This window comes from Acinetobacter kanungonis, assembly GCF_009939195.1.
Lineage (GTDB): Bacteria > Pseudomonadota > Gammaproteobacteria > Pseudomonadales > Moraxellaceae > Acinetobacter > Acinetobacter kanungonis.
Map to the genome: position 1 here is coordinate 243801 of NZ_JAACKC010000003.1, position 24018 is coordinate 267818.

The 24018-nt window shown below is 43.1% G+C and carries 26 protein-coding genes; 14 read left to right on the plus strand and 12 right to left on the minus strand.

The window, feature by feature from the left end; all coding sequences use genetic code 11:
* Positions 1-32 precede the first annotated feature (32 nt).
* Positions 33-1091, plus strand: coding sequence for an MBL fold metallo-hydrolase (locus GWK51_RS07405; protein WP_161933220.1), 1059 nt, complete (start codon positions 33-35; stop codon positions 1089-1091).
* A 284-nt stretch (positions 1092-1375) separates the two neighbouring features.
* On the plus strand, positions 1376-3562 hold the full coding sequence (gene katG, locus GWK51_RS07410) for a catalase/peroxidase HPI (RefSeq protein WP_142769584.1): 2187 nt from the start codon (positions 1376-1378) through the stop codon (positions 3560-3562).
* A 90-nt stretch (positions 3563-3652) separates the two neighbouring features.
* Here katG and GWK51_RS07415 read toward each other — a convergent pair whose 3' ends face one another.
* Positions 3653-4345, minus strand: coding sequence for an aspartate/glutamate racemase family protein (locus GWK51_RS07415; protein ID WP_161933221.1), 693 nt, complete (start codon positions 4343-4345; stop codon positions 3653-3655).
* Positions 4346-4524: 179 nt separating this feature from the next.
* Here GWK51_RS07415 and GWK51_RS07420 point away from each other — a divergent pair, with 179 nt between their 5' ends.
* Positions 4525-5400, plus strand: coding sequence for a LysR substrate-binding domain-containing protein (locus tag GWK51_RS07420; RefSeq protein ID WP_235941102.1), 876 nt, complete (start codon positions 4525-4527; stop codon positions 5398-5400).
* 340 nt (positions 5401-5740) lie between these two features.
* Here the strand turns inward: GWK51_RS07420 and GWK51_RS07425 are convergent, their stop codons facing one another.
* Positions 5741-6097, minus strand: coding sequence for a DUF1360 domain-containing protein (locus GWK51_RS07425; RefSeq protein WP_161933222.1), 357 nt, complete (start codon positions 6095-6097; stop codon positions 5741-5743).
* A 58-nt stretch (positions 6098-6155) separates the two neighbouring features.
* Positions 6156-6599 carry an RrF2 family transcriptional regulator gene (locus GWK51_RS07430; RefSeq protein ID WP_142769580.1) on the minus strand — a complete coding sequence of 148 codons (444 nt, stop codon included), beginning with the start codon at positions 6597-6599 and terminating at the stop codon, positions 6156-6158.
* Positions 6600-6981: 382 nt separating this feature from the next.
* Between GWK51_RS07430 and GWK51_RS07435 the strand changes: the two genes are divergently transcribed.
* Both GWK51_RS07435 and GWK51_RS07440 read left to right on the plus strand, forming a co-directional pair.
* Positions 6982-7293: a hypothetical protein gene (locus GWK51_RS07435; RefSeq protein ID WP_161933223.1), complete on the plus strand. Its 312-nt coding sequence runs from the start codon at positions 6982-6984 to the stop codon at positions 7291-7293.
* Positions 7294-7526: 233 nt separating this feature from the next.
* Positions 7527-8060: a PaaI family thioesterase gene (locus GWK51_RS07440; protein ID WP_161933224.1), complete on the plus strand. Its 534-nt coding sequence runs from the start codon at positions 7527-7529 to the stop codon at positions 8058-8060.
* A gap of 181 nt (positions 8061-8241) precedes the next feature.
* Here the strand turns inward: GWK51_RS07440 and GWK51_RS07445 are convergent, their stop codons facing one another.
* Positions 8242-8859, minus strand: coding sequence for a TetR/AcrR family transcriptional regulator (locus GWK51_RS07445; RefSeq protein ID WP_161933225.1), 618 nt, complete (start codon positions 8857-8859; stop codon positions 8242-8244).
* Between the two features lie 79 nt (positions 8860-8938).
* Between GWK51_RS07445 and GWK51_RS07450 the strand changes: the two genes are divergently transcribed.
* On the plus strand, positions 8939-10591 hold the full coding sequence (locus GWK51_RS07450) for an acyl-CoA dehydrogenase family protein (RefSeq protein ID WP_161933338.1): 1653 nt from the start codon (positions 8939-8941) through the stop codon (positions 10589-10591).
* A gap of 330 nt (positions 10592-10921) precedes the next feature.
* Here the strand turns inward: GWK51_RS07450 and GWK51_RS07455 are convergent, their stop codons facing one another.
* Positions 10922-11920, minus strand: a complete 999-nt coding sequence (locus tag GWK51_RS07455; protein WP_328703732.1) for an NADP-dependent oxidoreductase — start codon at positions 11918-11920, stop codon at positions 10922-10924.
* Between the two features lie 321 nt (positions 11921-12241).
* Positions 12242-12682, minus strand: coding sequence for a MarR family winged helix-turn-helix transcriptional regulator (locus GWK51_RS07460; protein ID WP_161933227.1), 441 nt, complete (start codon positions 12680-12682; stop codon positions 12242-12244).
* 252 nt (positions 12683-12934) lie between these two features.
* Here GWK51_RS07460 and GWK51_RS07465 point away from each other — a divergent pair, with 252 nt between their 5' ends.
* Positions 12935-13135, plus strand: a complete 201-nt coding sequence (locus GWK51_RS07465; protein ID WP_161933228.1) for a DUF7230 family protein — start codon at positions 12935-12937, stop codon at positions 13133-13135.
* Here GWK51_RS07465 and ptsP read toward each other — a convergent pair.
* Both ptsP and GWK51_RS07475 read right to left on the minus strand, forming a co-directional pair.
* Positions 13132-15429, minus strand: a complete 2298-nt coding sequence (gene ptsP, locus GWK51_RS07470; protein WP_161933229.1) for a phosphoenolpyruvate--protein phosphotransferase — start codon at positions 15427-15429, stop codon at positions 13132-13134. The two genes, GWK51_RS07465 and ptsP, sit on opposite strands and share 4 nt — an antisense overlap.
* An 83-nt stretch (positions 15430-15512) precedes the next feature.
* Positions 15513-15995: an RNA pyrophosphohydrolase gene (locus GWK51_RS07475; RefSeq protein WP_016168296.1), complete on the minus strand. Its 483-nt coding sequence runs from the start codon at positions 15993-15995 to the stop codon at positions 15513-15515.
* 182 nt (positions 15996-16177) lie between these two features.
* Between GWK51_RS07475 and GWK51_RS07480 the strand changes: the two genes are divergently transcribed.
* The 3 genes from GWK51_RS07480 (at position 16178) to GWK51_RS07490 (ending at position 17810) form a co-directional block, all read left to right on the plus strand.
* Positions 16178-16831, plus strand: a complete 654-nt coding sequence (locus GWK51_RS07480; RefSeq protein ID WP_161933230.1) for an HAD family hydrolase — start codon at positions 16178-16180, stop codon at positions 16829-16831.
* Between the two features lie 147 nt (positions 16832-16978).
* Positions 16979-17227 (plus strand): DUF2789 domain-containing protein, encoded by a 249-nt coding sequence (locus GWK51_RS07485; RefSeq protein ID WP_100240529.1) that lies wholly within the window; start codon positions 16979-16981, stop codon positions 17225-17227.
* Positions 17228-17303: 76 nt separating this feature from the next.
* Positions 17304-17810: a DUF2628 domain-containing protein gene (locus tag GWK51_RS07490; RefSeq protein WP_161933231.1), complete on the plus strand. Its 507-nt coding sequence runs from the start codon at positions 17304-17306 to the stop codon at positions 17808-17810.
* 50 nt (positions 17811-17860) lie between these two features.
* Here the strand turns inward: GWK51_RS07490 and GWK51_RS07495 are convergent, their stop codons facing one another.
* Together GWK51_RS07495 and GWK51_RS07500 are read right to left on the minus strand one after the other, a co-directional pair.
* Positions 17861-18718 carry a LysR family transcriptional regulator gene (locus tag GWK51_RS07495; protein WP_142769572.1) on the minus strand — a complete coding sequence of 286 codons (858 nt, stop codon included), beginning with the start codon at positions 18716-18718 and terminating at the stop codon, positions 17861-17863.
* Between the two features lie 122 nt (positions 18719-18840).
* Positions 18841-19083, minus strand: a complete 243-nt coding sequence (locus GWK51_RS07500) for a DUF2061 domain-containing protein (protein ID WP_161933232.1) — start codon at positions 19081-19083, stop codon at positions 18841-18843.
* 228 nt (positions 19084-19311) lie between these two features.
* Here GWK51_RS07500 and leuC point away from each other — a divergent pair, with 228 nt between their 5' ends.
* The 4 genes from leuC to leuB all read left to right on the plus strand — a co-directional run bounded on the left by leuC (position 19312) and on the right by leuB (position 23188).
* Complete coding sequence (gene leuC / locus GWK51_RS07505; RefSeq protein ID WP_161933233.1) at positions 19312-20730, plus strand: 3-isopropylmalate dehydratase large subunit; 1419 nt, start codon at positions 19312-19314, stop codon at positions 20728-20730.
* A gap of 21 nt (positions 20731-20751) precedes the next feature.
* A complete protein-coding gene (leuD, locus tag GWK51_RS07510; protein WP_100240533.1) occupies positions 20752-21402 on the plus strand; it encodes a 3-isopropylmalate dehydratase small subunit in 651 nt (216 codons plus the stop codon).
* A 100-nt stretch (positions 21403-21502) separates the two neighbouring features.
* On the plus strand, positions 21503-22066 hold the full coding sequence (locus GWK51_RS07515) for a hypothetical protein (RefSeq protein WP_100240534.1): 564 nt from the start codon (positions 21503-21505) through the stop codon (positions 22064-22066).
* Between the two features lie 42 nt (positions 22067-22108).
* On the plus strand, positions 22109-23188 hold the full coding sequence (gene leuB, locus GWK51_RS07520; protein ID WP_100240535.1) for a 3-isopropylmalate dehydrogenase: 1080 nt from the start codon (positions 22109-22111) through the stop codon (positions 23186-23188).
* Positions 23189-23250: 62 nt separating this feature from the next.
* Here the strand turns inward: leuB and GWK51_RS07525 are convergent, their stop codons facing one another.
* Complete coding sequence (locus GWK51_RS07525; RefSeq protein WP_161933234.1) at positions 23251-23643, minus strand: hypothetical protein; 393 nt, start codon at positions 23641-23643, stop codon at positions 23251-23253.
* A 140-nt stretch (positions 23644-23783) separates the two neighbouring features.
* Positions 23784-24005, minus strand: coding sequence for a translation initiation factor IF-1 (gene infA, locus GWK51_RS07530; RefSeq protein WP_001284370.1), 222 nt, complete (start codon positions 24003-24005; stop codon positions 23784-23786).
* Positions 24006-24018: the final 13 nt, after the last annotated feature.

A 24018-nucleotide genomic window follows, 5' to 3' on the forward strand; every position in this document is an offset into this window, starting at 1 on the left:
AATGTGACGTTTCTTTTAGATAATGACAGTACATGAAACAGAATTTAGAACAACAGCATTTCCAGATTAAAACCCAAGAATGTTGGTCACATACTTGGCGCAAACCTTATTTTCAATATCTTGAATCGGCACATTTTAATGGGACTCGGTTTTTAAATCCGCTACCTTCGCCTGAAGGTCGTACCCGTTTTGATTTATTTAAATGGCTGTTAAAACGCAAATCCTCAACGTGGGGAACCCCAGAAACCGTAGATATCAACCCGAATACCGCAACAACCAAGCGTGTTTTACCACAAGACCGTCCGAATGCGGCCATGAATGATTGGCAGGTCTGGTTTGTAGGCCATGCCACTGTGCTGTTACAGATTGGTCCTTACAACTTGATTACCGACCCTGTTTGGGCAGAATTTGTCAGTCCGAAACAGGGGCGTGGTCCCAAGCGTTTTTGTCCCGCTGGGATTGCACTAGAAGAATTGCCGACCATTCATGCGGTGCTGCTCAGTCATAATCATTATGACCATATGGATTTGGCCAGCCTGAACTGGTTGCATGATAAATTCGCCATGCCAATTTATACTGGCTTGGGCAATGGCTGGTATCTGCCAAAAAGCATGCATGTGATAGAACTGGACTGGTGGCAATCGGCGCAGTTTCATGAGCTGGAACTGATATATACCCCTGCGCAACACGGTTCTGGACGCGGTATGCGCGATCAGAATATGGCACTTTGGGGCGGCTTTGCGGTCAAACAAGGGCGTGAATACAGCTTCTTTGCAGGGGATACAGGTTATTCACCACATTTTAAAGAAATTCATACCCGTTTGGGTGCGCCGCGCATTGCCTTATTGCCAATTGGGGCATATGAACCCCGTGAGCTGATGCGTTATATGCACATGAATCCTGAAGATGCTTTTCAGGCACATAAAGATTTACACGCCAAATGTTCTTTGGCGATTCATTATCGGACTTACCAACTGACCGATGAAGCACGCGAGCAGCCTGAGCATGATTTGCATGTGGCAATGCGAGGTTCGTCCAAACTGATGAATCCTTTTTATTGCATCCGTGAAGGCAAACGATTAATTGTGTAAATGTGCTGTTTACATCACCTTATTTTGAATAAAATTTAAACAGCTTATTCGATATTACTTAAAGGCTTTGCTGCTCAGCAGCATAGCCTTTATTTTTTGCCAGAAATGGATGAATTCAAAGCAAAAAACTCAAGATTGTGAATGTTTTAGATAGAAGAATTCGATTGTTTTGATTAGTAAATTCCGCTTTAGCTCAGTTGAAAAACAGGCTATGTTGATAGTCGAACACTACTTTAGACGGTTCAATAATAATCAATTTAAGAAATTGAGTTTGGAGAGATAACATGGACAATAATTCGCAAGCCTCGTCAGGTAAGTGCCCATTTTCACATGGTGCAAATACCTCCGCTGCCAGCTCAAACGATTGGTGGCCAAATTCACTTAATTTAGACATTCTTTCTCAGCACGACACCAAAACCAATCCTTTAGATCCCGATTTCGATTATGCGAAAGCCTTTGAATCCCTCGATTTAGAAGCCGTTAAACAAGATATTCGCGAACTCATTAACAGCAGCCAAGACTGGTGGCCATCCGATTATGGCAGCTACATTGGTATGTTTGTTCGTACTGCATGGCACTTGGCTGGTTCTTACCGCAAGCAAGATGGACGTGGTGGTGCCAACACGGGTAATCAGCGTTTTGCCCCGCTGAACAGCTGGCCCGATAACGTCAACACCGATAAAGGTCGCCGCCTACTTTGGCCAATCAAGAAAAAATATGGCAACAAACTTTCTTGGGGCGATCTAATCGTTCTAGCAGGGACCGTCGCCTATGACGTTGCTGGACTGAAAACCTTTGGTTTTGGCGGTGGTCGTAAAGATATCTGGCATCCAGAAAAAGACATTTATTGGGGCGATGAACAGGAATGGTTAGCGCCAACAGCCAACCGTTATGCCAGTGACCAAGACCGTAAATCACTGGAAAATCCTTTGGCAGCGGTACAAATGGGCTTGATCTATGTCAATCCTGAAGGGGTAGATGGGGTACAAGACCCACTACGTACTGCACAAGACATGCGAGTCACCTTTGACCGTATGGGTATGGACGATGAAGAAACCGTTGCGCTCACCGTGGGTGGTCATACCGTGGGTAAAGCGCATGGTAATGGTAAGGCAGAATTACTGGGTAAAGATGTGGAAGGTGCCGATGTCGAATTCCAAGGCTTAGGCTGGCATAATCCTGAAGGCACAGGCAATGGCCCGAATACCATGGTCAGCGGTCTAGAAGGTGCATGGACCACACATCCAACCAAATGGGACAATGAATTCCTCTATCTGTTGTTCACGTATGAGTGGGAAAAAACCAAAAGTCCTGCGGGTGCAAAACAATGGGAACCGATTAACATCAAAGAGGAAGACAAGCCTGTTGATGCGCACAACCCAAATGTACGTCGTAACCCAATGATGACCGATGCCGACATGGCACTGAAAATCGACCCTGAATACCGCAAAATTGCAGAAGGTTTTTATAAAGACCCTGCACGTTTAGCCGAAGTTTTTGCTCGTGCTTGGTACAAATTGACCCATCGTGATATGGGTCCAAAATCTCGCTACTTGGGTGCAGATGTCCCTGCAGAAGACTTAATTTGGCAAGACCCAATTCCTGCTGTGGACTACACTTTATCTGAAGCGGAAATTGATGAACTGAAAGCCAAATTGCTGAACAGCGGTTTATCCAGCAGTGATTTAATTACCACGGCTTGGGACAGTGCACGTACGTATCGTGGTTCGGACTTCCGCGGCGGTGCTAATGGCGCGCGTATTCGTTTATCGCCACAAAAAGACTGGGCAGGGAATGAACCTGAACGTTTAGCCAAAGTACTTGCGAAACTGGAAGAAATTCAGGCAGGTCTGACCAAGAAAGTCAGCATTGCCGACCTGATTGTATTGGGGGGTACGGCTGCGGTAGAAAAAGCGGCACAAGCGGCGGGTGTGAATGTCAAAGTGCCATTTACACCAGGTCGTGGCGATGCAACCCAAGAGCAAACCGATGAATATTCATTTGCCGATTTAGAACCAACCCATGATGGTTACCGTAACTGGTTAAAACAAGACTATGCGGTGCAACCTGAAGAAATGCTGTTGGATCGTACCCAGTTAATGGGCTTGACTGCACCTGAAATGACCGTGTTGATTGGTGGTATGCGTGTGCTAGACACCAACTATGGTGGTGCAAAAGAAGGCGTATTCACAGACCGCGTTGGCGTGCTCAGCAATGACTTCTTTGTCAACTTAACCGACATGAATTACACATGGAAACCTGTGGGTAAAAACCGTTACGAAATTTGTGACCGTGCTACGGGTGCAGTGAAGTGGACGGCAACTCGTGTGGATTTGGTGTTCGGTTCAAACTCAATTTTACGTTCTTATGCTGAAGTGTATGCACAGGACGATAATAAAGAGAAGTTTGTACATGACTTTATTGCCGCGTGGAATAAAGTGATGAATGCAGACCGCTTTGATGTGAAGTAAGCTTCGTACCATAAAAAAACCGCTCTTCAGAGCGGTTTTTTTATCCGTGATTAAAGTGCGTATCGTCAGAATTCATTTTACGTTTAGAACTCAGTATAGAACGGCTTTGATCAGCTTTTGAATGTGAATGTCTAGGGTATCTAAAGCTGGAATAGGCAAAACAGTATCCTTAAAGATCAAAGGCAATTCCGTGCAGCCTAAGATGATCGCCTCGATTTGATCTTCCTGATACATCCGTTGCACAATCTTCAACATCTGTTGCTGCGTTTCTTTGCAAACCATGCCATGTTCTAGCTCATTTGAAATTTTGTCCGCAATAAAGCCTTGTTCATTGTTCTGTGGAACAACGACATCGATGCCCGCTGCAATGAACGGTTGCTTGAAGAACTTGGCTTGCATGGTGAACTTTGTCCCAAACAATCCGACTTTTTTGTATCTGCGATGCTCTGCTTCCGCTTTGGTTGCTTCCACAATACTGATTAATGGAATGGAGGACTTCGCTTGAAGTTGTTCAAATACAATATGCGGCGTATTGCCTGTCAGGGCGATGACTTCGGCACCACCCGCAATCAGACTGTGAATACCTTGCATCAGATAGGCAATCAGTCCTTCCAAATCTTTGTTTTCACAAAATGTCAGTACATCAAAGACATTTAGGCTTTCAATCGCTAAGTTTGGAAAGAATGTTGGACCTATTTCATGCTGTAAGGCATAGACCAGTGTTTTATAGTAAAGCAGGGTTGACTCTGGTCCGATGCCACCAATTAATCCGAGTTTTTTCATTTCCCAGCCTCTGCGCAGAACTGTGTTGTTATTTCTCCGATGCTTACTTCTATGACTTGCAGATTTATACCAAGCATTGACTGATCTCTATACTTTTTTCAACCGATATGCAGCATGTTAAAGGCTGGTGATATTCAATAAAATTAAGTAATATTGAATAAATGGTTTAACTACATTGAATGATGGACATTAGCCAGCTAAAAACATTGATTGCACTGGTCGATACTGGAAGCATTACAGCGGCTGCCAGAATACTCAATCGCGTTCCGTCTGCGATTACTATTCGCCTGCAACAACTTGAAGAAAATTTGGATACACCGCTGTTTTTACGCGAGAAAAAAAGCTTAATTGCTACGCCAAAAGCGTTATTACTTTATCAGTACGCCCAGCAGATTGTGGCATTAGCACAAGAAGCAGAACATCAGATCAAAAGTGATCAACCTTGTGGACCTTTTAGAGTGGGGGCACTGGAAAGTATGGCAGCAGCCCGATTACCACTTCCGCTGGCTCGGTTATATGCAACTTATCCTGCAATAGAATTAGAACTGGTCACTGGCATCCGAGATACCTTGTATCAATCTCTGATCGATGGGGCGCTGGATGTGATCTTGATTGGAGACGCCCCGCAGAATTCACTCCTGAATAGAACACTCATTTTTGATGAAGAGCTGGTGATCATTGCAGCCAAAGCGCATCCTGAAATTCTTACTCCATCTGATACCGAAAATGCGACCATCCTTGTGTTTAAAGAGGGATGCTCGTACCGCGATCGCTTATTAAGCTGGTATCAGTCATTCAATAGGACGCCGAAAAGAATTGCTGAGGTCACTTCTTACCATGCAATTTTAGGCGGTGTGGCTGCTGGGATGGGCATTGCGATTATTCCCAAATCGATGTTGGAGATTTTCCCGAATACAGATTTACTGTCGATACATCCCCTGAATACCGCATTAGGACGCATTCAGATTGAATTAATTTGGAGAAAAAATTTAGCCTCTGCAAATATTCAAGCACTCGAAAAATGCCTGAAAAGTACGGTTACTGCGGTGCAATAATTCCAAGCCGTTTCGGAGAAAGGGCATATACGTGTTTTTAAAATTGGATGTATAGCAGCAGTTTTAGTTTGCTTTCAAACATCGAATATTAAAGCGATCAGTTAATATCGTTAGCAATTTTAATTAGATTCTGATTAGGAATACGAATGCAGACCGCTTTAATGTGAAGTATTCTTTGCACTATAAATAAACCGCTCGTAAGGGCGGTTTTTAGTGGGATATTCATTTTTTCTTTTAAAAATAAACGGCTAATTTGTTTGGTTTTATGAATTAAAATATTGAAATACATTGGTTATTTTTAACCTTGTCTAAGCTGTATTATGTCAATTTTAGAGAACCTTTATAATTTAGCTATTTCATTTTCAATAACTTTCATCTTCATTTTGCATGTAAATACTTTAAAAATTATCCCATTCACAAGTGTACTGATTGTTATCGTAAAGAAAGCTGAAACGATTAAATCAATTAAATAATATTCACTTTTAATCAAGATAGGTTGATAAATTGCAACTGCGAATAGAACGATCCAGTGGCTCATGCAATAAAAGCATTGGAATAGATAACCTATCATATGCCCGCATTTATTAGCAAAATTACGTACAGGTACGAAAAGTTCTGTAAGTGTAATCGTCGTTGCAATACTTGCAGATGCAACAGCAATTACCAGACAAACCCAAAGATCTTGAATAAATTCCATATCAGAACCAATATGTATCTTTTAAAGTTACATATTAAATCACTTAAAATGCCCTCATTCAATTAGACGGACAATTTTTATTATTTGCTTCATTCTCAAAATGAATTAACAGCTCTGATAATTTTATAGCTTTGAACTGATCAATCAATTGTTGCTCAGCATCTCGTAAAATACTATCAAGTACTTGGTTTACAGCGACTTCTACGGCACAGTTTGCATGTTCTATATCTGTATTAATAGTAAAGAATTCTGTTTGGCCTACAGCCATTAAAACATCATATAAAGTGATATTTTCAAGGCGATTGTTTAAGATCCAACCACCATTTGAACCATTCAAAGATTTCACATATCCCTCTTTTTTTAGTCCTGCCATTGTTCTACGGACTACAACGGGATTCGTTTCTATCATTTGAGCAATCACTTCGGATGAAAGCGGCTTGTTCGCATATGCCATATGTAGAAGGACATGTAACATTCTAGAAAGGCGGCTGTCTTTTCTCACTATCAAATACTTATTGCATAATATAATAATGATTATAGCTCTAGTTTGGATTTAAAATTCTTGCACAAGAAATTAATTATTATTCATTTAACATAAGGGGGTTATGAGAAAATATCTTATATATTTATTTAAAAATTAGTAACTTAAAACATTTAGTCTCAATAAAAATACTGGCTCTGAAACAAGTCTATATTTTTGTCAGAAATTTTAAAGAGTTTTGCCAATTTAAGCGGCTTGTTTAACGAATAAAAGCAACATTTTTATGAGGATGAGTGAAATCTTATTTGTTAGAAAATACAGGATAAACTGGATAAATCCATTAAAAATTCATAATTGATTTATAGGATGGTGAGAATAAATGAAACAAATGAGATTCATCACAATGAAAAAAATTCTATCGGGCTTAATCTTAAGTTTGAGTGCATTGGCAATGACAGGGACAGCATTCGCTGCAAGCACTGCTACGGATACTAAAAACCCTCAAACCATGCAGCATGATGCTGCTCAGCATAAAGAAATGAATGCGAAAGGTTGTCCACCGCCACCAAAAGGTGCACAGGGTAAAGACCGTCCACAACCTCCAAAAGATGCGCAAGGTAAAGATCGTCCGCAACCACCAAAGGATGCCAACGGTTGCCCAATGCCACCCAAAGATATGAATGCTAAAGACCATCCAGCAGCCAAAGCTCAGTAATTATGTGATCCTGAATCAAGAGTGAAAACCGCCGTTAAAGGCGGTTTTTTTCATTTTTAAGTTTTATGAGTGTCTTGTAGATGGAGATAATTGCTCACAAACAATACAGTGCTTGGGGTTCTGGTTTCGCAGATATTGCCGATTTTGGGCGTAAAATGAAAGTGAGATGAATCACAGCGAGGAAGATGAAGACGCTCAAACTGTCAAAAAAACCAAGAAGAAAAGGATGAGTAATGAACAATATTCAAGACGTCCTAAAAATTTGGGAAGAGGAAGAGCGGCAGGTGCGTGAACATTTGGCATCTGCAGGTTCGGTGCATCCATCCGAGCTGATTGAACGCACGGGTATGGATTTTTTTAATGACATGTTTGCAGGCAAGCTACCATCACCCCCTATCGGGGAGACTTTAAATTTTATTCCCTTACATATGGAAAAAGGGAGTGCGGTGTTCCAAGGGCGACCACTGTATCAACACTATAGCCCTTTAGGGACGGTACATGGTGGTTGGCTATGTACCTTACTGGATTCTGCGGTCGGATGTGCGGTTCAGAGTACGCTACCTCAGGGCAAGGTATTTACGACGTTGGAAATCAAAGTCAATATGGTGCGGGCATTAACCGTGGATGTCCCGATTGTCCGTGCTGAAGGTAAGGTGGTTCATAGTGGTCATCAAGTTTCCACAGCCGAAGGTCGTATCGTGGGTCCAGACGGGAAAATTTATGCTCACGCCACCACAACCTGTTTAATTTTTGATGTGCGGCCTTAACTTCTACATTAGCGTTTTAGTTCATGCACTTTTAAAAGTGGTTTATTGAACTGTCTATTGCACTGCTAAATTTAAATTGTTCAAAATATCCGATGTGATATACGCACGTCGGATGTTGGGTTGCGCAGTAAATAGACCTATAAAGCCAGTGATGTTGCACCATTGGAAGCAGTGATATTACTCAGCCGCCCAAAGTCGCTAAGCTGAAAAGAATGTCATGTTCTAAGATTGACCAAGCATCAAATTCGGGTTCCATCAACAGGCTTTGCGAGACAAAGCCATAGCAAATCCGTTGTACATTCAAACTGCTGCGTTGTAATTGTTCACTGTCCTGAATAAAAGGGGTAAGAATGCTGCGCCACATCTCCAGCATCATGGCATAACTTTTACGGTAACTTTCTATGTTGGAGATCTGCCGTTCCAGCAAAAACGTCTGCGCCCATAAAAATTGCTGGGCTTGAATCTGTTCTAGTTGAAAATGAATAATGCGCTGTAAATACCCTTGTAAAGTTAAATTTGTGGATAACTCAATCTGCTGTTGTGCATAACTTTTGAGTTGTTCTGCATTGCTTTTCACCTGCTGGAAAATGGTCAATGCAATCAAATCTTCCTTTTTGGAAAAATATTCATAAAAGGTACCTAAGCCGACACCTGCCAGATCGGTAATTTCACGAATGGTAATTTTATCGGCCGAATGCTCATGCAAAAGCCGAACAAAACTTTCCTGCAAGGCTTCTTGGGTAAGTTTGGCACGTGATTGGCGCGGTCTGCGGCGGACTTGGATCTCAGGATTTTTCATGGCACAAAGCTGAACATATCAAGGTCATTTTTTCTCTATACTGAAATGAAAATCGAATCAGAACAAGAGCAAAATGACGATGATCAATACATGGATGACCCATCAAATTAGTAATCAATTTGATGAAAAACAGGACTATAACCTATTTGCTACCGATCAAGTGCTACAGGAAATTTTGACCCGCTATGGCAGTCAAGATCAAACGGCTTTAACTGAACTCGGACAGGTCGCAGGTTCTGCGGAATATTATAGCTATGCCGATCAAGCCAATCGACATACGCCAATTTTACATGTCTTCGACGCACGTGGACGGCGTAAGGACTTTATTGAATTTCATCCTGCATGGCATCAATGGATGGCATTCAATCGCCAACATGCCGTGCATGCCCATCCATTTTTAGCACCGCAATCAAAATCGGCTTGGGTGGATTGGGCAGCACGTTTTTATCTCTCGGGGCAAGTGGAATGCGGTAGTTTATGTCCAACAGCGATGACGCTTGGCAGTATTTCTTTACTGCAGCGTGAACCTGAATTGTGGGAAAAAATCGGCAGTCAATTGCTCTCGACTGAATATGATCCACGCGATCTCCCAATCGCCCAGAAAAAATCGATTTGGCTGGGCATGGGCATGACTGAAAAGCAGGGCGGATCGGATGTACGTGCCAATCAGACCCTTGCACGCCCAGTCTCTACAGCGGGGCGGGGGCAAGCCTATTTGCTCACGGGGCATAAATGGTTTTTCTCGGCACCGATGTGTGATGCGCATTTGGTGGTGGCACAAACCGAACAGGACGGCTTGGCGTGTTTCTTTGTGCCACGCTGGTTGGAAGATGGCAGTAAAAATGCCGTACAGGTGCAACGCCTAAAAGAAAAAGTAGGGAACCGCAGTAATTCCAGTTCCGAAGTCGAATTTCAAGAGGCTTGGGGCATCATGATTGGTGAGGTAGGACGCGGCATTCCAACCATTATTGAAATGGCAAATTACACTCGACTCACTTGTTCGGTGGGCAGTAGTGCCATGCTGCGTCAGGCATTGGTGCAATGCTTGGCGTATACCCGACAACGTAAAGCTTTTGGTAAACATTTAGCTGAACAACCATTGATGCAGGCGGTTTTGGTCGATTTGGCTTTAGAAACCGAGGCCGCAATCCAACTAAGTTTCCATTTAGCTCACTGTTATGCTCAAGACGATGATTTATCTGTGGCATGGAAACGGGTGATGACGCCTGCGGCAAAGTTCTGGATTTGTAAACGGGCAGTGGAACTAACAGGCGAAATGATGGAAGTGTTTGGTGGCAATGGCTATGTCGATACGGGCATTATGGCGCGAATTTTTAAAGAGGCCCCAGTAAATACTATTTGGGAAGGTTCAGGTAATGTCATGTGTCTGGATGTGCTACGTGCGATTCAACGCGAACCTGAATCCATCCAGCTATTGTTCCAGTCTTTTGCTCAGGTGGCAAAGCACCAACCTATATTGCAACAAGAACTGCAACAACTGACCCAGTTATTCCAGCAATCACCCGATGCGTTACAATTTATGGCCCGCAGCTTGGTCAGTCGCTTGGTAATCCTTGCGCAAGCAATATTATTACAACAATATGCACCTGCATATGTAGCAGGGGCATTTATTCAATCCCGCTATCAGGCTTTTCATGGGCGCGTGGTCGGTATGCTGGAATTACAACATGATGATGTCGAAGCCATACTGGCACGGGCTTTGGCGATTTAATCGCGAGCAGAGGCTGTTTGTTTAGATAGACTGTTGATTGTTATTTAATCACACGTGTAAGCCTAGGCTTACAATGAATGATGGACATTGCGTATAGGCAATTTTTTCGAAATCTCCTATCATGCATTTCATTCAGGAACTGGATGTTCCAGAACATACAAGGATTGTGATGTTCTAAAGCAAGGATCGTTTTGGTGCAACAGGAAGTTATACCGAGCAACGAATATGGAAAAGGCCCGACAGGATGTTGGGCTTTTTTTATGTGTATTCGCACAGCATCTCATCAATCAACCCGCCGCTTCATCTGCATCATTCCATTTTGTTGCTGTATTAAAATCGGACAATCAATTTGCCCATGGGGGCTGTCTCATTGAAGTACTGTATTAAAGTTTCAGGTAAGTTTTCAAAACCCTCAATCACATGGGCTTGGTATTTAATTTTGCCTTGCGCGAAATACTCCGCCAACACGCAATGCGATTCCTGCATCAACGCGAGATAATCACGGACTTCAAATCCTTGAATACTTAAGCGTTTGTGCTGAATCTGTATTAAATCTGGAATAGGGCGGGCTTTGTGCTGCTGTGTTTCAGGTATGTCCGTAATAATGACACGCCCATAAGGATTCATCAGCGGATAGATCAATTCTTGAATCGGTTCATCGCTATTTTCAAAGAAGATGTCAATGCCATTCGGTGCGGCGGCTTTTAATTGTGCTTCGAGATGTTCGCTATGCGTATTGATGACAGCATCAAATCCGATTTCTTGCATTAACCATTGGCACTTTTCCTCTGAGTCAGTTATGCCCAGCACGCTTAAACCGTTAGTTTTGGCCAGTTGACCCAGCAGGGAGCCTACCGCACTTGCGGCATCTGTGATGACCAGAGTTTCGCCTTGTTTGGGCTGCGCGAGTTTGAACAGACTGACATAGGCGGTCAGTCCTGTGAAATAGAACAGGGACAAGATCGCTTCAGGTGCGAGACTTGCATCCATCAGGTACATGTCGTCATTCCCGACTATATATTCACTCCAGCCCGTCAAACCGACCACCTGAGCCCCCACGGGAAAATCTGGATTTAACGATTCAACCACTTTGCCGACACCATAAGATTGCAAAATTTCACCAATGTGCATGGGTGGGGCATGATGGAATTTAGTTTGCTGAAACCACGCGTGCATCACAGGGTCTAAAGACATATGGGTCTGCATGACCAGAAACTCACCCTCGGTAAAGTGCGGGAGTGGTAAGGGAACCATATCAAATATATCCATACTGAATTTTCCTTGTGGATATCTGGATAACCGAAATGCTTGATTCCTCATTATTGTCATCCTTTTGCATTCGTTTTTTATAATTGATCTTGCTCTTATCTAGCGAAAGCATTGAATTATCAGTTGTTGTAGCTTTAATTATTCTCGGTTTCAGTTTGAGGGATATGACAGTGTGAAATCTTATCTGTGTATCGAATCAATGAAAACTATCATTGCCAATAGCTATGGATTGGCTTTATCTCATAAGAACTTTGCTCTGCCTGTATTGCACCCAACTGAATGAGTTCAGTCGTTGCTCTCATACCTCAGAACGTCAGGGATAAGATGATTGTAAAATGTACTCTTACTACTTTTCAATCGTGTCTTGATCAGTTTTCTACATCATTGTTCTTTGAGTTGTGCACGTAAACGATTGAGTTCTTCACGTAACTGGCTGACTTGATCGGGTGCACACTGAATCGCGGTCAGAATCTGTTCAGGAATTGGCATGACAGCTTGCTTTAAAGCACGTCCTTTGGCAGTCAGGGAAATCAGTACACGTCGTTCATCTTCAGCCGAGCGTTTACGTTCAATCAAACCTAAACTTTCCAGACGTTTTAATAAGGGAGTGAGGGTGGAGGATTCTAAGAAAATACGTTGTCCAATCTCAGAAACGGTGAGTTGGTCTTGTTCCCATAAAATCAGCATCACCAAATATTGTGGATAGGTAATGCCATGCGGTTGTAACAGTTTTCTATAGTACTGATTCAAGGCAAGATGAGAGGAATATAAAGCAAAACAAAGTTGATTATCGAGCTTTAATAACTCCTCTTGATTTGACATAGGATCGTACCAATTTAATGAATAGACTTTATTATAACTTTAAGCCAGCATGACGCACATAGCTATCTGTAGATTCAGGCGTTTAGGCAAAAGCTACATGCGAGAACCTGTATAGAGGTGGTGAACTTGGACAGTGAAGCACAGCATCTATAGGGGATGAAATCTGCTTGTAAAATAGCCAAAAAGGCGTATCATCAACTTCCTACTTTTTTAGTAGTTCAATCAACATTGGTGTGTAAAAGGTGAAATTACATGGCAAAACAGAAACGACAACCCGAACTGGTCGTGCATAACTTTGTGGCAAAACATATGCATGAGGTCAATAAAAGCCAAGTGTTTATAGATCGAAAGAAAAATGCAAAACGTGGTTATAGCAAACATAAGCAAGGGCGATATTCCGAAGATTATCGCCCTTTTTTATGCTCGGTCTTTCAGCCTATAGTGCTGTGTTAAACTCCGACAATACGGGTACTTGATTTCACCATATCGGCTAAGCCATGAGTTTTAAAATAATATTCCATCCAGCTTTTCACCATCAGTGGATTACTCATTTTTAACACACGATCCAACTGTTCTTGCGCATCAGACATCGGCACATGACAAATGGCTTTACGCACACGTAGAATGTTACTCGAACTCATGGACAAGGTATTAAAGCCCATCGCCATGAGTAGAATTGCAGAGAGCGGATCTCCCGCCATTTCACCACAAATACTGATCGGTTTATCAAATTTATGACATTCTTGAACTAAGCGAGTGAGCGCACGTAGTATGGATGGATGGTAGTGCGAATAGACATTGGCAACTCGCGGGTTATTACGATCCACTGCCAATAGATATTGGGTCAAGTCGTTCGAACCCACCGAGAAGAAGTCCACCAACTCTGCAAACTCTTCAATTTGCAGCAGCACACTTGGCACTTCGACCATGATCCCAATTTTCGGTTTATTGATTTTGACCTGTTCTTCTTCTTGTACCGCATGCCAGTCACGATCGAGTAAATACAGGGCTTCTTCGACTTCACTGACACTGGTGACCATTGGCAACAAGATATGCAAATTATTGAGACCAATGCTGGCTTTGAGCATGGCACGAATTTGCGAAGAAAAAATTTCAGGATGATCCAGAGTAAAGCGAATGCCTCGCCAACCCAATGCTGAGTTTTCTTCTTCAATCGAGAAGTAGGGTAAATCTTTATCGGCACCAATATCTAGCGTTCGCATCACCACGGGTTTGTTGGCAAAGTGGCTGAGCTGCTGACGGTAAATGGCACGTTGTTCTTCTTCACCCGGGAAGCGGTCACGCAACATAAACGGAATTTCAGAGCGATATAAACCAACCCCTTTCGCGCCGCGTTGCACACCACGTACTACATCAATCATCAAGCCTGTATTCACATAGAGACGAACGGCAATCCCATCAGGCGTGATTGCATCTTTGGTCTCGTACTGTTTCAGGTCTTTGGCAATTTGCTCTTCTTCTTTCTGGATTTCTTTATAGCGGGTACGTAAACGACGTGGCGGATTAATAAAAACCCTTCCTTGATGGGCATCCACAATCATTTCTGCATCATCAAGGGTATTAATCGGCAGTTCAGTCACCCCGACCACAGTCGGAATACCTAACGCACGTGCCACAATCACCATATGTGAATTCATGGCACCTTCAGTGGTCACAATCGCTGCAATTTTATCGACAGGCAATTCCACCAAGGCAGCGGTCGAAATTTCCTCGCCAATCAAAATGCTTTCATCGGTGAGTTCTCGATGGCTGGAATCGGCTTCTTGCAAAAACGCTAAAATCCGTCGACCTAAGTCTTTCAGATCCGCCACGCGCTCGCGCAAGTAGTCATCTTCCATTTGCGCAAACAGCGCAATATGGTTATCAATGACAATACGGACTGCACCTTGTGCCCAGTTGCCGTCCCGAATTTCGGACTTGATTTCGGCAGGCAGGGCATTTTCATCCAGCATGCGCAAGAACACACTAAACAGGGCACGTTCTTCTGCCATCAAAGCATCTTGCATTTTATCGTCAAGCGATTGAATTTCTTCACGGACTGCTTTCAGTGCACGATCCAGTAAATCCAATTCTTCACTGATGTCATCGGCTTCACGGTCAGGAACAGCGGATAAATCGGCAGGCGGATATAGAATGACGGCACGACCTAAGGCGATACCACCTGAACCTGAAACCCCTTGGAAGGTCTTGTAGGCTGGCAGGTTGCTAGGTTTGCGGAAGACATCAATATTGCCCACGGCATGTGCATGTGCGATTACACCTGAAAGCTGCGCACAGAGGGTCACGAGGAAGGATTCTGCGGCTTCACTAAAATCTTGCTTATCTTTATTTTGCACCACCAGCACGCCCATCACCTTGCGGCGGTACATGACAGGTACCCCAAGGAAAGAATTATAAATTTCTTCCCCAGTTTCTGGCAGGTACATAAAGCGTTCATGCTTGGGTGCATCATCTAGGTTGACAATTTCTTCGCGCTGTCCAACCAGACCAACCAGTCCTTCACCCGTATGCAGCGATACATGTCCGACAGACTCAGGGTTTAACCCCTTCGATGCCATGAGTAAATAGCGTTGATTGCGTTCATCAAGCAGATAGATGGAGCAGACATCCACATGCATCGCTTCTGCGACCTGATTGACCATAATGTCGAGTGATTCATGCATACTGGTGGACGCATTGATTTCTTGTACAATCCGTCTAAGGGTATCCAGTTGCATATTCGACATAGAGTCTGCTCCCAAAAAAAGTGTAAATTAGTTTTATTTATAGCAATAGTGTCCTAAAAAATCTGCATATTTATACAATTTTTTTAAGGTTTTTTAATGGGTAATTGATTGCACAATTCCACCATGGCTTTACGGTAAACATCACGCTTGAAATTGACCACCTGTCCCAAGGGATACCAATAGCTCACCCATTGCCATTGGTCGAATTCAGGAGGATCGGACAAATTCAATTGAATATGCTGTACCGAAGCGGTCAACTTGAGTAAAAACCACTTTTGTTTTTGACCAATACATACGGGGTCTGAATCCGCACGTATATACCGATGTGGCAAACGATAGCGCAACCACCCTTTAGTTTGCGCTATGATTTCGACGTGTTCGGGCAGTAAGCCAACTTCTTCTCTCAGCTCACGATAAAGTGCCTGTTCAGGGGTTTCTCCATATTGGATACCTCCTTGTGGAAATTGCCAAGCATTGTGTCCAATGCGCTTTGCCCATAAAACCTGTCCAAAGTCGTTTGCCAAAATGATCCCGACATTGGGTCGGAAACCTTCAGAGTCGATCATTTGGCTACCTAAATTTTGTGTAATATTGTGGCCTCGCGTTCGGGGATTGTTATTTCTTTATCCAACTCGAACCAAAACAAAGCTAAAATGTTAAAATTGCTATGATCTTAACGAATTTCTATCGACTAGCGGAGATAGATTTACAATTTTTTTCTTAAATTTCAGTTTTTACGAGTATTTTCATGAAATTGGCGCTATTTGATCTCGATCACACCTTACTTAATACCGATTCAGATCATTCTTGGGGAGAGTTTTTAGTCAATGAAGGACTGGTCGATCCCATCCGCCATCGTCAAATGAACGACAAATTTTATGAAGACTACAAGGCAGGGCAATTAGACCCGATTGCCTACAATGAATTTGTATTCGAATTTCTGACTCAGCATGACAATCAGTATTTAAGCGACCTACATGAATTGTTCATGCAGAAAGTGATTCGTCCTCAAATGCGCCCAGAAGGTTTTGCTGCGATTGAAAAACATCGTGATGCAGGTCATGCCTTGGTGGGTATTACGGCCACTTCAGACTTTATTACCGCACCGATTTTTCGTGAATTTGGAATTACGGAAATCATTGCGACCAATGCGGAAGTGGTGGATGGTAAATATACGGGTAAAGTGATTAATATCGCATGTTATCAAAAAGGCAAATTGGCACGTTTGGATTTATGGCTGGCCGGACGTGAAGTAGAGGAGTCTTGGGCCTATTCAGACTCCATCAATGACCGTTTCCTGTTGGAATATGCGGATCATGCCATTGCCGTCAATCCAGATGATCGCTTAGAAGTCTTAGCCAAAGAAAAAGGTTGGGATATTCAAGACTGGTCGATTGCCTAAATCATGTATATCTGACGCGGATTTTAAGCGACATGGGTGGATGAAAATCTGCCCATTTTTTTGCGCATGTTAAACAGATTTAACAGTTTTCAGCGCTTCGAGTTGCTATGCTGATGGTGAGAATAATAAGACGATAAGGACATGAGCATGAATCAAGTTCGACCAAGAATGACACATTTATTTGAACAGCTCGGTTTAGACGCGAGTGAAGATGCGATTGCATTATTTATTGTGACCCATCAATTGAATGCAAAGACTCATATTGTGCAGGCAGATTACTGGAACGAAGCGCAACGCCAGTTTTTAGAAGAAAAAATCCAGTCCGATGGCGAGTGGGCGATTGTGGTTGATCAATTGAATGAATCCTTGCATGAAGAGTCGGTGCTTAAAAAATAGGGTTTATATTCAAATGTGGTGATCAAAAGACTTTTACGTCTGGTCGTAAATAAACACATAAATGAAGAAGAATAATATGACTTTAGATCAACAAGCAGTTCCGCCGTCAGTGCCCTTAGAAAATTCAGCCTTGATGCATCAGCTGGAGCAAGATCGTGCCGCATTTGTCGGTGAGAAATATCAAACTTATTACCAGCAACAGTTTGGGGAAATGACGCCCAAGAAACCCTATGCCGGCTTTAATATTGCCGCCTTTTTCTTCGGTGTTATTTGGTTGTTTTACCGAAAAATGTATAGCTATGCGGTAATGGCAATCGCATTGATTATCCTGATTGGGGTGATTGAAACCGTTTTAGAGATAGACAGTTTTGCTTCAACCATCGGCTTGAGTGTCGCCTTCGGTGTATTCGGCAATACTTTGTATAAGCATCATGTTGATAAGCAGATTGCCAAACTACGACAATTGGAAAAAGGTGACCTGAGCGTTGAATTGGAAAAATGTGGTGGAACCAATGTTGTTGCAGGTTTAATCCCGTTGCTGATAGTGCTTGGGTTGATTGGACTGGCCATCATGAATTCCTAAGACCCAATACAATAAAAAACCATCTTTGAGATGGTTTTTTATTGTCGCGATTACTTCATCATTTCAATCAGTTCCAGTACCGCTTTGGATTGTGTACGCCCAGGGTGCCACACCATACCCAGTTGACGGTTCATTTCAAAATTAATGTCGAGTTGCTGTAGGTCTTGATTAAGCAAGGTTTGCGGCAGTACCGACCAGCCTAAGCCAATAGAAACCAACATCCGGATGGATTCCAGTGGGTTATTGCTCATGGTGATTTTCGGTTTTAACCCCTGCTTTTCAAATTCTGCCAGCGTAATTTGACTGGTATAGGTTTGCGCAGAGGGCAATAAACTCGGATAGGCGATTAAATCTTCCAGTTTGAGATTTTTCTTTTGTGCCAAGGGATGAAACGGTGCTGCCACAAACACCAAAGGATCTTTCCAGATGGTGACATAATTCAGGCGATCATCACCTTGCGGAGGCAAGGTTAGAAATGCCAACTCCAAATCACCCGCCAGCACTTGTTCATGCGCTTGTTCGGAATCAACAAAATGCACATCTAAAGTGACTTGCGGAAAGCGTTGTACATAATTGCGTAAATGATGCGGTAAATGGTGCAGACCAATATGATGGCTGGTGCCAATCTTGAGCTTGCCTTGCACCTGACCTTGTTCATGGCTGAGGGTATGGTGAATATCGCCCAGTTCATTCAGCCAGTTTTTAACTTTCGGTAATAGTGAATGTGCGGCATGGGTGGCTTGTACCCCACGTCCTGCCGACTCAAATAATTTCACCCCAAAATAATCTTCCAAGCTATGAATTCGTTTGGTCACTGCGGGTTGGGTAATAAACAGTTGATCTGCCGCCAAAGAAATAGAACCTGTTTCCATGACTTTTACAAATGCTTCAAAGGCGGCCAAATTCATAGGAGTAATCCATAAAGTTTTTTTATGTGTAATGTATTATTTATAAACTTTTTGCATTAAGCAATAAAAAAAGCACCCGAGGGTAGGGTGCAAAGTGGAAAGCCGACTCAAGGAGGAACAATTTAAGCTGTGCTTTCTTGAGAGTTCGTCTCTGGATTCGATTTCTTGTCCCATACTTTTTCATGGAAGAAGAATGCAATCGCTTGTACTGTTGGTTCGAGTAAACTTAAGGTAATTGCCATCACTAAGCTGCCTGTGACAAAATAGCCGACCAGCATGGCAACGCTAATATGCATAATGTAATAGCTGAAGGTTTTCTTTAAGGTACGTTGATTGTGTTGAACAAATTGATAAATATGCGCCATGAGTTTTTGCCTTGAGTCGTTGGGTATGAGTAAATGATAATGAGTTTGATTTAATCTGTAAAAACGAATATTTTTTTAAAAAGGATCGAATAATACGATTTAATTTTTGGTATTTAAGTATTCTAAAAAGTTTTTAAATCTATAAAAATGATAAATTAGATTTATATTATTTCAGCGTTATAATCACCTAAAGTAAAGCAATTACCCAGTTCTATGGAGCGCGTCGACATGGCAGGCAAAACCTTATATGACAAATTGTGGGATGACCACTTAGTAAAACAACGTGATGATGGTTCATGCTTGCTCTATATCGACCGTCATTTATTACATGAAGTGACTTCACCGCAAGCATTCGAAGGTTTACAGCTTGCAGGACGTCAACCTTGGCGTTTAAGTGCCAATGTGGCAACGCCTGACCATAACGTACCGACCTCGAAGAAAGAGCGTGAGCAAGGTATTGCAGGTATTGAAGACGATACTTCACGGATTCAAGTACAAACCTTGGATGACAACTGTGAAGCCTTCAATATTGTTGAATTTAAAATTAACGATATCCGTCAAGGTATTGCGCACGTGGTTGGACCAGAACAAGGCTTAACCTTACCTGGCATGACCGTGGTGTGTGGTGATTCACACACGGCTACGCATGGTGCTTTCGGTTGTTTGGCACATGGGATCGGGACATCTGAAGTTGAACATGTATTGGCAACCCAATGCTTGGTTCAAAAGAAAATGAAGAACATGTTGGTTCGCGTGGATGGCACCTTGGGTCAGGGCGTAACCTCAAAAGACGTGGTCTTAGCCATTATTGGTAAAATCGGCACTGCGGGTGGCACAGGTCATGCGATTGAATTCGGTGGTCAAGTGTTCCGTGATATGTCGATTGAAGGTCGTATGACAGTATGTAACATGGCGATTGAAGCGGGTGCGCGTGTCGGCATGGTTGCAGTCGATGACAAAACCATTGCTTATGTGAAAGATCGTCCTTATGCACCGAAAGCGGAACAATGGGATGCGGCGGTTGAGTATTGGAATACTTTACACTCAGATGCCGATGCAGAATTCGATACCGTTGTGGTCTTACAAGGCGAAGAGATCGAGCCACAAGTGTCTTGGGGCACTTCTCCAGAGATGGTGATTCCAGTGTCTCAAGCAGTACCCACTTTGGCTCAAGCGAAAGATGACGTACAACGCAATGACTGGACACGTGCCTATAACTATATGGGCTTAGAAGCGGGTCAGGCATTGGCGGACATTCAATTGGATCGCGTGTTTATTGGTTCATGTACCAATTCGCGTATTGAAGATATTCGTGCAGCGGCAGAAGTGATCAAAGGTCGCAAAGTGGCTGCTAGCATTAAACAAGCGATGGTGGTTCCAGGTTCGGGTTTGGTGAAAAAGCAAGCCGAAGAAGAAGGCTTGGATCAAGTGTTCCTTGAGGCAGGCTTTGAATGGCGTGAACCAGGTTGTTCAATGTGTTTGGCAATGAATGCTGATAAATTACAACCCGGTGAACACTGTGCTTCAACTTCAAACCGTAACTTTGAAGGTCGTCAGGGCAATGGCGGTCGCACGCACTTGGTGAGTCCTGCAATGGCAGCAGCAGCGGCAATTGCAGGTCACTTTGTCGATGTTCGTACATTTTAATTGGGTTGAAGGGAGCAAAGAATGAAAGCTTATACCGTTGAACAAGGTATTGTTGCACCATTAGACCGTGCCAATGTCGATACTGATTTAATTATTCCGAAGCAGTTCTTGAAATCAATCAAGCGTACTGGTTTTGGCGATAACTTATTTGATGAGTTGCGTTATTTAGACGAAGGCTATCCGGGACAGGACAATTCACAACGTCCGAAAAATCCTGACTTCGTGTTAAATCAACCACGCTATCAAGGGGCTTCGGTTCTTATTTCTCGTGCCAATTTTGGTTGTGGTTCAAGCCGTGAACATGCACCATGGGCATTGGAAGAATACGGTTTCCGTACAGTAATTGCTCCAAGCTATGCCGATATTTTCTTCAATAACAGTTTTAAAAACGGGATGTTACCTGTAATTTTAGCTGAAGAAATTGTCGATCAACTTTTCAAAGAATGTGCAGCGAATGAAGGCTATCAACTCACGATTGATCTTGCTGCGCAAGAAGTACGTACCCCATCAGGTGAAGCGTTCAAATTTGAAATTGATCCGTTCCGCAAGCATTGCTTGTTAAATGGTTTGGATGACATTGGTTTAACTTTACAGGCGCAAGATGACATTCGTGCCTATGAAGAAAAAACCAAACAGTCGCGTCCTTGGGTTTTTCAAGAAATTCAAGGCTAAAGGTTGCATATTTACTCATGACAACAGCGCCCAACTCTTGCTAACATCGGGGCATAATCAACATGATCAATGCTTTATTACGCAAGGTTGGGCTAGCAAAATGACGAAGGTTCTCGGTCAATGTGTCGTTGCGGGATTATTGTTCAGTACCCTCAGCGCGTGCCAGTGGGTAGATAGTGCTCGCATCAAGCAGGTGGAATACACCGAGAACACGCCAGCAAATGCTTTGATTTATTGTGCTGGAACGCATAATTGTGAGTTTGAGCGTCTAGGTGAAGTTTTCATTGTGGATGCCAAAACGCATCGAGTGAATGCGGATGCAATTGATAAAGGTTTGGTCCGTCTACAGGCAAAAACGCTAAATCAGCCGAATGCATTGTACTTATCTGCACCTGCAAAGCAGCAGGAACTGGTGATCCGATTTTATCCGATTTCACCAGACCGAGCAGAAACCCTGCATGTGATTCATGCCTTTAAAGCTAAGCAGACTTATACCTTTAAAATGTATCGGGATCGTACTCGACAGCATGTCAGTTTACTGAATGCGTCTGTGCCAGACCCACTTTGTGTCGATTTGCAGCAACAACAAAAAACCATTCGTCGCTTTTGCAGACCATATAACCCGCAAACGGGGTTGGGTGAGTTTGTAGAGCAAAAAAATTAATCTCTAAACAGTCAATGTACTGATGTAATAATGGAAGTTCTCATGTCTAAACAAATTTTGATTTTGGCGGGTGATGGTATTGGTCCTGAAATTGTCAAGGCGGCTGAACATGTACTCGACCGAGTCAATGAAAAATTTAATTTAGGTCTTACATGGGAACACGGCTTGTTAGGCGGTGCAGCGATTGATGCACATGGCGAACCGTACCCAGCAGTGACAGCAGCGCAGGCAAAAAATGCTGATGCGATTTTATTAGGGGCTGTGGGTGGTCCTAAGTGGGATACCATTGAACGTTCAATTCGCCCTGAACGTGGCTTGTTAAAAATTCGTAGTGAATTGAATTTATTTGCGAATTTGCGTCCTGCAATTCTATATCCGCAATTGGCAGATGCGTCTAGTCTAAAACCTGAAATCGTGGCAGGTTTGGATATCTTGATCGTGCGTGAGTTAACGGGGGGGATCTATTTCGGTCAACCACGTGGTATTCGTGAACTCGAAAATGGCGAGAAACAAGGCTTCAATACTGACGTTTATGCTGAATCTGAGATTAAGCGCATTGCCAAAGTTGCTTTTGAATTGGCTGGTTTACGTGGTGGTAAAGTGTGTTCGGTGGATAAAGCCAACGTACTTGAAGTGACTGAGCTTTGGAAGCAAACCGTTACAGCATTAAAAGAAGAGCAATATCCTGAAATTAATTTGTCGCACATGTATGTCGACAATGCTGCCATGCAGTTGGTGCGTGCACCGAAGCAGTTTGATGTGATTGTAACGGGTAACTTGTTCGGGGATATCCTTTCTGACGAAGCGGCAATGTTGACTGGTTCGATTGGTATGTTGCCTTCTGCTTCATTAGATGAAAATGGTAAAGGCATGTATGAGCCATGCCATGGTTCAGCACCAGACATCGCAGGTCAGAACCTTGCCAATCCATTAGCTACAATTTTGTCAGTTGCCATGATGTTACGTTACACCTTCCGTGAAGAAGCTGCTGCACAGGCGATTGAAGATGCGGTAGGTCAAGTTTTGGATCAAGGTTTACGTACCGCGGATATTATGTCTGAAGGCATGAATAAAGTGGGTACAGTGGAAATGGGTCAAGCAGTGGTTGCGGCACTTGCCTAATCCTTACTTGATGTTAAAAACGCAGCCTTGAGCTGCGTTTTTTTATGGGTTAAATCGAACATTTAACACGTCCCTTGGCTCACTTGAACAGCCGTTGCGATGTCATTTTTGAGCTGAAACTGAATTGTGCAAGACAAGTCGGTGGAGTACTGTTGCGCGCTGTTACTGGGGATGTAAATTGGGGCTTCACCTGCGCTATTCGGTGCTTGCGGAATGGGAATCGGGATATTCATTGCTCGAGGAATGCTGTAGATCAAGACGTCTTGATTCTGTTTGACCAGCCGAGCAGGCGCATAGCCTAAAGCACTGAGGTCAAAGTCTTGCACAATTCGCTGGCTGGATTGACCAATATAGCCTTGCAAGTACTGCTCGAGTTGTCGATGTGAAGAGGGTGATGTTGCACATGCAGATAAATACAGATAGCTGCTTGTGAGAAAGAGAGAAACCAGCTTCATAGGGGCATCCTAAGCTTGATCATTCCCTTCATTATAAGCATCCCTTATTGGATGCGATTCACAACACGATAGACGGTAAAATCGACAAATTTAGGCAACAAAAAAGCCACATCATGTGTGGCTTCATTTGCATTCACTAATTAGCGTGCACGGTACGTGATACGACCTTTAGTGAGGTCATAAGGGGTCATTTCTACCTTCACACTGTCGCCAGTCAAAATGCGGATATAGTGTTTACGCATTTTTCCAGAAATGTGGGCAATTACTTCGTGACCGTTTTCTAAACGTACACGGAACATCGTATTAGGAAGCGTTTCGGTGACAACGCCTTCGAACTCAATGAGTTCCTCTTTATTGGCCATAGCCTACCTGATG

Coding starts and splice junctions, on each gene's coding strand:
- ptsP (WP_161933229.1), bottom strand. CDS start 15,429: ATGTCGAATATGCAACTGGATACCCTTAGACGGATTGTACAAGAAATC.
- GWK51_RS07405 (WP_161933220.1), top strand. CDS start 33: ATGAAACAGAATTTAGAACAACAGCATTTCCAGATTAAAACCCAAGAA.
- GWK51_RS07460 (WP_161933227.1), bottom strand. CDS start 12,682: ATGTCAAATCAAGAGGAGTTATTAAAGCTCGATAATCAACTTTGTTTT.
- GWK51_RS07490 (WP_161933231.1), top strand. CDS start 17,304: ATGACTTTAGATCAACAAGCAGTTCCGCCGTCAGTGCCCTTAGAAAAT.
- GWK51_RS07485 (WP_100240529.1), top strand. CDS start 16,979: ATGAATCAAGTTCGACCAAGAATGACACATTTATTTGAACAGCTCGGT.
- GWK51_RS07480 (WP_161933230.1), top strand. CDS start 16,178: ATGAAATTGGCGCTATTTGATCTCGATCACACCTTACTTAATACCGAT.
- GWK51_RS07450 (WP_161933338.1), top strand. CDS start 8,939: ATGATCAATACATGGATGACCCATCAAATTAGTAATCAATTTGATGAA.
- GWK51_RS07515 (WP_100240534.1), top strand. CDS start 21,503: ATGACGAAGGTTCTCGGTCAATGTGTCGTTGCGGGATTATTGTTCAGT.
- GWK51_RS07475 (WP_016168296.1), bottom strand. CDS start 15,995: ATGATCGACTCTGAAGGTTTCCGACCCAATGTCGGGATCATTTTGGCA.
- GWK51_RS07455 (WP_328703732.1), bottom strand. CDS start 11,920: ATGACAATAATGAGGAATCAAGCATTTCGGTTATCCAGATATCCACAA.
- infA (WP_001284370.1), bottom strand. CDS start 24,005: ATGGCCAATAAAGAGGAACTCATTGAGTTCGAAGGCGTTGTCACCGAA.
- GWK51_RS07525 (WP_161933234.1), bottom strand. CDS start 23,643: ATGAAGCTGGTTTCTCTCTTTCTCACAAGCAGCTATCTGTATTTATCT.
- leuB (WP_100240535.1), top strand. CDS start 22,109: ATGTCTAAACAAATTTTGATTTTGGCGGGTGATGGTATTGGTCCTGAA.
- GWK51_RS07495 (WP_142769572.1), bottom strand. CDS start 18,718: ATGAATTTGGCCGCCTTTGAAGCATTTGTAAAAGTCATGGAAACAGGT.
- GWK51_RS07500 (WP_161933232.1), bottom strand. CDS start 19,083: ATGGCGCATATTTATCAATTTGTTCAACACAATCAACGTACCTTAAAG.
- leuC (WP_161933233.1), top strand. CDS start 19,312: ATGGCAGGCAAAACCTTATATGACAAATTGTGGGATGACCACTTAGTA.
- GWK51_RS07440 (WP_161933224.1), top strand. CDS start 7,527: ATGAACAATATTCAAGACGTCCTAAAAATTTGGGAAGAGGAAGAGCGG.
- GWK51_RS07415 (WP_161933221.1), bottom strand. CDS start 4,345: ATGAAAAAACTCGGATTAATTGGTGGCATCGGACCAGAGTCAACCCTG.
- leuD (WP_100240533.1), top strand. CDS start 20,752: ATGAAAGCTTATACCGTTGAACAAGGTATTGTTGCACCATTAGACCGT.
- GWK51_RS07425 (WP_161933222.1), bottom strand. CDS start 6,097: ATGGAATTTATTCAAGATCTTTGGGTTTGTCTGGTAATTGCTGTTGCA.
- GWK51_RS07465 (WP_161933228.1), top strand. CDS start 12,935: ATGGCAAAACAGAAACGACAACCCGAACTGGTCGTGCATAACTTTGTG.
- GWK51_RS07420 (WP_235941102.1), top strand. CDS start 4,525: ATGATGGACATTAGCCAGCTAAAAACATTGATTGCACTGGTCGATACT.
- GWK51_RS07435 (WP_161933223.1), top strand. CDS start 6,982: ATGAAAAAAATTCTATCGGGCTTAATCTTAAGTTTGAGTGCATTGGCA.
- katG (WP_142769584.1), top strand. CDS start 1,376: ATGGACAATAATTCGCAAGCCTCGTCAGGTAAGTGCCCATTTTCACAT.
- GWK51_RS07445 (WP_161933225.1), bottom strand. CDS start 8,859: ATGAAAAATCCTGAGATCCAAGTCCGCCGCAGACCGCGCCAATCACGT.